Origin of the sequence: Aestuariivirga sp., from assembly GCF_037139295.1 — a bacterium.
Taxonomy (GTDB): Bacteria; Pseudomonadota; Alphaproteobacteria; order Rhizobiales; family Aestuariivirgaceae; genus Aestuariivirga.
The window spans coordinates 1-7477 of sequence record NZ_JBAXGR010000133.1; the positions used below are offsets into that span (position 1 = coordinate 1).

A 7477-nucleotide genomic window follows, 5' to 3' on the forward strand; every position below is an offset into this window, starting at 1 on the left:
GGCGGGCGGGCCCGGGCAGAAGGTGAACGGTTAACGCGGCTCGGACTGACTAGTAACGCACCATACCCGCGTCGACGTTGAGCGTTTGCCCGGTCATCCAGCGGGCATCATCCGAGGCCAGGAAGGCAACCGCGTCAGCAATGTCCTCCGGTTGGCCTCGGCCCGGCAGGGCTTGCAGCATGCCGACGAACTCAAAGGCATTCGCATGGGGGCTGGACTTCACGCCGTCACTTTCAATCAAGCCGGGCGTCAGGGCGTTGACGGTGATGCCGTGCTTGCCCAGTTCCGTCGCCGCCGCGCGCGTGAAGCCGATAACTCCACCCTTGGAGGCTACATAGGCTGCCATGTTGGGCGTTCCGGCAAAAAAAGTGTTGGAGGCAATGTTTATGACCCTGCCCTTGACGGCCGCGGCGCGCATTTTATCGGTCACAGCCTTCGTCATCAGGAAGGTGCCGGTGAGGTTGACGTCGATCAGCTTGCGCCAATGATCGAGGTCGATATCGTCCCAGGCGATGAACGGCACGATGGCAGCATTGTTGACGAGAACATTCACCGCACCCGCCCTCGCGACCAGATTGGCCACGTCGTCTGGCTTCGAGATATCACATGTGATGGCAATGGCGCCGTGCCCGATAGCGGCCGCGGCGGCATCCGCACCTGGGCCATTGACATCGCTGACGATCACCTTTGCGCCATCCGCGGCGAGACGCGTGGCGATGGCTTTGCCGATGCCCTGTGCCGCGCCCGTGACGATTGCCGTCCTGCCGTCCAGTTTCCTGCTCATATCTTTTGCCTCCCGTGGCGGTGTTGCTTCAGTGATCGGATGCGATGACGTCATTGGCGGCAGCAATGCCCTTGCCGATATCCGCCTTGTGCCCCAGTGCATTCAATGCGCCGCCCAATGCGACAAGTGCCGCGATTGCATAGATGGGCTGAGCGGTGGGGCCCATGTGGCCGATGCGCGTGAGCTTGCCCAATGTCTCGCCCCGACCAGCGGAGAACACCACCCCATAGCGCGCACGGGCCTCGCGCCGAAGCGCGGCCTCGTCGATGCCTGCAGGCGTGCGCACCGCAGTAGCGGTGGGCGAAGCAATGTTTTCGCTGGCGGCCCAGATTTCGAGGCCCATGGCCTTTACGCCGGCGCGCGTGGCTCTCGCCGTCAGCGCATGGCGAGCCCACACGCTTTCGGGTCCCTCGCCCAGATATAAATCGAGCGCCGCATCGAGGCCGTTGATCTCGGCCACCGATGGCGTGAAGGGAAAGGCCTCCTTGTGGCTCCAGGCATTCTCCCAATCGAGGATCGACAGCATGGAAGCGCGCGGCGCAGCCGGGTTGGCCTTCATCCGCGCCCAGCCTCGATCGCTCACCGCCATCAACGTAAGCGCCGGCGGCGCGCCGAGACACTTGTTGGGTCCCGTGACATAAATGTCGGCCATGCAGTCATCCGGGTGAGTGTTCATGCCGCCGAACGAGGAAACAGCATCGACGATCAGATAGGCGCCATGGGCGCGCACCAGCTTTCCGATTTCGTTGATCGGGTTCAGCGTGCCCGATGGCGTGTCATGGTGGCAGACCGAAACGATGCTGATCTCCGGATACTGCTTCAGCATGGCGGCGTCTGCGGCGGGCTCTATGGCCTCATTGTAGGAAACCTCGATCTCCAGCAGTCTGGGCGAATAGCGCTTGGCCCAATATCCGAAACCCTTGCCATAGACGCCTGAAGCAAGGTTCAGCACGGTATCCTCCGGCGTGATGATGGAGGCGGCTGCAGCTTCCAGGCCCAGCACGGGCTCGCCATGCAGGATGAGCGCCTTGCCTGAAATGCGAAGCGCCTTGGAGGCCTTCTCCACCACACGCTCATAATGGAGCTGAAAGGCCGGGTCGTAGTCATAGAGCACCGTGCGCCCGAGTGAGCGTAACACATCCGGATAGGCATTCACCGGCCCGGCGGTGAGGGTGATGACCGGATCGGCAGCGTCGGCATAGCGCATGTTCGTTCTCCCGTGTCGGTATCAGCTGTAGAACTGCGTGCCGGTCTTGTAGGTCTTGAAGTTCTCCATGTCGTGCGAGAACATCAATTCGGCACCGTGGTCTTCCGCCAGCTTCCGGACATGCCGCATGGAGCGGACACCGGCCACCGGATCGATGTGGAACGATGCCTGGCACAGCGTCTCGAGGCTCTTCTGCGTGTAGGCGGCATCAATGGTGAAGAGAATGGGCTTTCGACTTGGGAAATCCACCATCAGCGAGTAATGCCCGACAGAATGGCCGGGCGTGAAGATGAGCTTGACGCCCTTGGCGAGGTCCACGTCGCCCTCGATTCCCTCGAAGGTTGAATTTGCGCGGGTAGTGCCAGGCAGCAACTGCGCTGTGGCACCACGCGCTTCGGCTGCTTCCGCCGAGAAACTCAAGTCGGAATACCCCAGGTGCTCGAAGGGCTCGGGGTTGCATGCTTGCGGCACTTCGGACTTGTGGCAGATTTTCTTGGCGTGCGGGAAATACTTGTTGCCGCCGCAGTGATCGAAATGGAAATGCGAGTTGACGACGACGTCGATATCCTTCGGCTCCAGACCCAGCAGCGCAAGCGCTCCAGGAATGGTCTGGTCCTTGGACTGGATGGGCTTTTCGAAGGCCAGCACCTTCATCACGTGGTCATAGTCAAAGCCCGTGTCGATGAGGAAGCGGCCATCCTTGTGCTCGACGAGGATGGAATAGACCGGAAAGCGGATTTCGCCCGCCGGGCCGCGGTTCCAGAAAACATGGTAGCCGTCGATGACCAGCGTTCCGCCATCCAGAAGATAGACCTTGGTATCAGACACGTTGACCTCCTGTTGTCGCACGCCACTCAGCGCACGCCGCGTTGATAGGGTAGTCCGAGGGCCGCGGGCAGGCTCGCCCTCCGGCCAAAAATCATAAGCATCGTCATGACGGCGAGGAAGGGCAGCATTTGTATCACGTCCGTCGGCATGTTGATTCCAGCAACCTGCATGGCGGTGGTGAGCGACAGGCAAACGCCGAACAGCAGCGCCCCGATCAGCACCCAAATGGGACGGCCCCGCGCAAGCATGGCGAGCACGATGCCAAGGAACCCCGCACCATTTGTGATGTAAGGGACGAAGATGCCGGCCCCGATGTTGGCGAGATAGGCGCCGCCCAGCCCCGCCATGAAGCCCGTTGTCATTACCGCCAGGGTGCGCGTCCGGACCACGTCTACGCCCGCCACGTCAAGCGCCGCAGGCTTGTCGCCCGCCGCCTGAAGATTGAGACCGAGCTGTGTGTGCCGATAGATATAGGACATGACGAACACCATCGCCACCGCGAGGTAGACGATGAGGTGGTGCTTGAAAAGCGCAGGCCCAAGCACCGGAATATCCGACAGCAAGGGAATGACGGTCACGTCCGCCGCCTCGAGGCGCGGATAGGTGCGGGAAAACTGGAAATGGTGCAGCAGTGCGGTCAGCCCCTCGCAGGCCAGCGTGATCCCGATGCCGATGACGATCTGGTTCAGGCCTAGGCGCACGCAGAGCAACACCATGACGCAGGCCACCGCCATTCCGGCGAACCCGCCCGTGAGAAAGCCCAGCCAAAGCGAGCTGCCATAATAAGCACCCAGGAAGCCGCCATAGGCCCCACTGATCATCATGCCTTCGATGCCGATGTTGAGCACACCCGACTTCTCCGACATCTGCTCGCCAAGCCCCGCCAGCAGTAGTGGCACGGCAGCCGTGATTGCGCCAAATAACAGCGCGCTGATGAACACCTGGGTAAACAGGGCGTTCATGGCGTCACCGGCTTGCGCATCCGCCCTGAATGCTGAGTATAATATTCAGCCAGCGCCAGCACAATCAACGTGATAGCCACGAACACGAGCGTGAAGTCCTGCGGCACGCCAAGGCGGCGCGCAGCACTTTCCCCGCCGATCGACAGGACGGAGAACAGGAAGACGAAGGCAATGCTGGCAAAGCCGTTCATGCGCGCCAGAAACACCACGGGAATGACCGCCATGCCATAGGCCGGGTTCCAGTCCGCCCGGACATTGCCCTGGACACCGATGATGTCGACGGCACCCGCCAGCCCCGCGAGACCGGCCGAAAGGGCGAACACCGCGATGGTGAGACCAGGCACGCCCAGCCCTGCATGCACCGCAGCGCGAGGGCTCGCCCCCACCATGCGCAGGCGCAAGCCGAAGGATGTGCGCGTCATCATCACGTGCACGGCGATGACCACGATGATGCCCATGATGAGCCCTGAACTCACCGTCGTGCCGAACAGCCGCGGCAGCCGGTCCGCCACAGGCAGCGTACGGGTCTGCGGAACCGTGGTCGAAGGATCGAGGAAGACGAGCTTGACCAGCACATTCGCAAGCGAAGTGCCCAAAAACGTCATCATCAGTGTGGTGATGATCTCATTCACACCCTGGTAGGCCCGGAGCAAGGCCGGAAGCAGTGACCAGATGACGGCTACCGTGGCCGACAGGATAAAACTGATGACGAGCGCCAGCCACACCGGCACGAAGCTGACGAGCCACGGCGCACTCGCCGCGGCGGTCACGGCGCCAAGTAGGAATTGCCCGTCAGTGCCCAGATTCCAGATACCCGCGCGGAAGGCGATGATGAGGCCCGCGGCGACGAACAGCAGCGGCGCCATGCGGGTGAGCGTCTGCTGAATGCCCACTGCCGAGAAAAGGCCCCTCTGCAGCACATATCCATAATATGCGAGTGGATCGACACCCGCCGCGGCAAGAATGGCCCCGGCGATGACAAGCGCCACGAGGACCGGCCCGACCATGAGGAGAATGCGCTGGCCCATTATGCGGCAAGGCCTGTCATCAGGCGGCCCACCGATGTCCGCGCGCCATCATAATTGGCGATCGTGCCTGCGATGCGGCCCGCGTCCATCACCGCAATTCGGTCGGACAAGGCGAGCAGCTCCTCGAGGTCGGTTGAAATCAGGATCACGCCGATGCCGCGTGCGGCAACCTCCTTGATCAGTTCACGCGCGTTGAGCGTGTTAGCGAGGTCAAGGCCATAGGTCGGCTTGTTGAAGACGATGAGCTTGGCGCCATCCGCCAACTCGCGCGCCAGCAGCACCTTCTGGATGTTGCCGCCGGAAAGGCGTCCCACGGGAGTTGCCGCATGGGGTGTCCGCACGTCGAATTGCTTGATCAGTTCTGCGGCACGCTGCGCGATGGCGCCGGGGCGCTCGAAGCCCCGCAGCCAGTAGGGAGGAGCACCAACTTCCTTCAGGAAAAAGTTCATTGCCACAGGAAAGCTGCCGACGGTCCCTTCGCCCAGCCGATCATCCGTCAGATAGCGCAGGCCCGCCATGCGCCGCCTGCCCACCGGCATGCCTGCAAGCTCCGTTCCGGCCAACCTGATGGATCCGTTGGCGGGAAGCTGGCCCGCCAGCGCTTCGGCCAGTTGCTTCTGGCCGTTTCCGTCGATCCCGGCGATCCCAAGCACCTCGCCGGGCGCAACGCTGAAATTGATGCCAAAAAGACCCGGATGGCCAGGCCCCGGTGCAATCTCCACGCCTTGCACCTCGATCAGCGGCAGCTCAGCGCTGGACCCACGGCGCGTGCGGTACTGCACAGTCTCGGGATCTCCGCTGCGCTTGCCGAACATCAGTTCGACGATGTCAGAGATGATCTCATCGTTCCCGCGCGAACGCATTTTCTCGGGAGCGATCTCACCCACCTTGCGGCCGAGCTTGAGGACGGTGATGCGATCACCAAAATCGACGGCCTCTTTCAGCTTATGCGTAATGAAGATGACGGCCTGCCCGCGCTCCGCGAGGCGGCGCATGAGAGCGCCCAGTTCAGCGATGCCCTTGGGCGTCAGCATCGACGTCGACTCGTCAAGGATGAGGACGCGGCTGTTGCGAAGCTGGGCGCGCAGTATCTCGACCTGTTGCTGCTCACCCAGCGACAGGCTGGCGGCACGCGCATCGAGATCGACGGACATACCAAGCTGCGCGGATATGGCGGCCGCGCGACCCTTGAGCTCGGCTGATTTCGGGCGCTGCCACCAAGGCCCGCCGAGCAGCAGGTTCTCAGCAACAGTGAGGCTCGGCACCAGCATCGAATGCTGGAACACCGTTCCGATGCCGAGGGCGAGCGCATGGCGGGGCGACTGGATGCGGGTGGGCGAGCCATCGACGAGGATACGGCCTTCGTCAGGCTGCTGCACGCCCGAGAGCATATCGATGAGTGTCGATTTTCCGGCCCCATTCTCGCCCAGCAGCACATGCACTTCGCCGCTGCGGATGGTGAGGCTGACTGAGTCGTTGGCTACCACGCCGGGGAACCGCTTGGTCACCTGGTCGAGGATGATGATGTCTTGTGACGGCGGATTCACAGAGGCTCCGGACGCTTTCGAAAATCCCGGGGATGGAGGCCCGCCCCCGGGATCGGTGACAGTGATTATTCTGCGGCCGGTGCAGCGACATCGGTCATCAATGCACGCACCTGCGTTGCATCGAAGATCGGCTCCACCTTGATCACGCCGGAGATGATGTCGTCGCGCAGCTTGGAAATTTCGTCCCATGTCGTGTCGGGAATCTGCTTGGTCTTGAGTAGCTTGATCGAGTCGTCGTTGAGGCTGATCGAGTAGCTCTTGGTGCCGAAGGTGTCGTTCTTCAGGTCATTGATCATCGCGACATAGACCGGCGTGATGTTCCAAACGACGGAGGACAGGAGGTATCCCTTGTCGATGGGCGTCTTGTCGCCGATCACGTCGATGAACATGACCTTGCCGCCGTCGGCTGCCTTGGTGGTTTCCACTGCCTGCAGCATGCCGAAGCTCGAGCCGTTGCCCTGGCCGAAGATGATGTCCGCACCGGCGGCGATGACCGACTCCGTCACGCGCTTGCCGCCTGCTGCGTCGCTGTAGGCGGCCGGTCCGATTACCGCATAGCGGATCTTCACATCAGGGTTCTCAGCCTTCACACCTTGCGCGAAAGCGGCGGACTGCGAGTTCCATGACGGCGGTTCGCCTGAGACGACGATCCCCACTGTCTTGGTGCGCGTCATCTTGGCGGCGAGGCGGCCGGCGAGATAAGCTCCAGTGTGGCCGCTCAGCGTATAGTCGGCGACGAGACCCTTCTTCAGGGCGTTCGGCGTGTCGACAATGGCCACCGGCACGCTCATTTCCGCGCCGATTTCCGGGGCCGCAGTATTGTAGCCACTGGCATGCGCGATGAGCAGGCTGGCGCCGTCGGAGGCCAGTTCACGCATCGTCGGGCGCACGTCGCCATAGCCCAGGCCCTGGGCAACCGTCACCTTGACGCCGGTGGCTTCACCAGCTGCCTTGGCGGCATCCACGCCCTGCTGGTTCCAGCCATAGTCGGTGCCTTCCTCTGGCGTGAGAATGGCGATCGACTTCACTTCGGCGGCATAAGCGCTGCCTGCCAGCAGCAGCCCGATGAAGGCAGCCGAGATCGTGGTTTTCAAAGTCTTCATGGTTTCACTCCCTATTCT

The 7477-nt window shown here is 62.3% G+C and carries 7 protein-coding genes; all 7 read right to left on the minus strand.

Going from position 1 to position 7477, the window contains the following annotated elements; all coding sequences use genetic code 11:
- Window positions 1–49 precede the first annotated feature (49 nt).
- The 7 genes from WCJ41_RS19085 to WCJ41_RS19115 all read right to left on the minus strand — a co-directional run bounded on the left by WCJ41_RS19085 (window position 50) and on the right by WCJ41_RS19115 (window position 7459).
- Entirely contained in the window at window positions 50–784 is a 735-nt protein-coding gene (locus tag WCJ41_RS19085) for an SDR family NAD(P)-dependent oxidoreductase (protein WP_336907425.1), read from the minus strand.
- A 28-nt stretch (window positions 785–812) separates the two neighbouring features.
- Window positions 813–1991, minus strand: coding sequence for an alanine--glyoxylate aminotransferase family protein (locus tag WCJ41_RS19090; protein ID WP_336907426.1), 1179 nt, complete (start codon window positions 1989–1991; stop codon window positions 813–815).
- Window positions 1992–2012: 21 nt separating this feature from the next.
- Window positions 2013–2819 (minus strand): N-acyl homoserine lactonase family protein, encoded by an 807-nt coding sequence (locus WCJ41_RS19095; protein ID WP_336907427.1) that lies wholly within the window; start codon window positions 2817–2819, stop codon window positions 2013–2015.
- Window positions 2820–2845: 26 nt separating this feature from the next.
- A complete protein-coding gene (locus WCJ41_RS19100; RefSeq protein ID WP_336907428.1) occupies window positions 2846–3781 on the minus strand; it encodes an ABC transporter permease in 936 nt (311 codons plus the stop codon).
- Window positions 3778–4788, minus strand: a complete 1011-nt coding sequence (locus tag WCJ41_RS19105) for an ABC transporter permease (RefSeq protein ID WP_336907429.1) — start codon at window positions 4786–4788, stop codon at window positions 3778–3780. Before WCJ41_RS19105 ends, WCJ41_RS19100 begins: the two co-directional genes overlap by 4 nt.
- Window positions 4789–4808: 20 nt before the next feature.
- On the minus strand, window positions 4809–6356 hold the full coding sequence (locus tag WCJ41_RS19110; protein ID WP_336907430.1) for an ABC transporter ATP-binding protein: 1548 nt from the start codon (window positions 6354–6356) through the stop codon (window positions 4809–4811).
- A gap of 65 nt (window positions 6357–6421) precedes the next feature.
- Complete coding sequence (locus WCJ41_RS19115; RefSeq protein WP_336907431.1) at window positions 6422–7459, minus strand: BMP family protein; 1038 nt, start codon at window positions 7457–7459, stop codon at window positions 6422–6424.
- Between the last annotated feature and the right edge of the window lie 18 nt (window positions 7460–7477).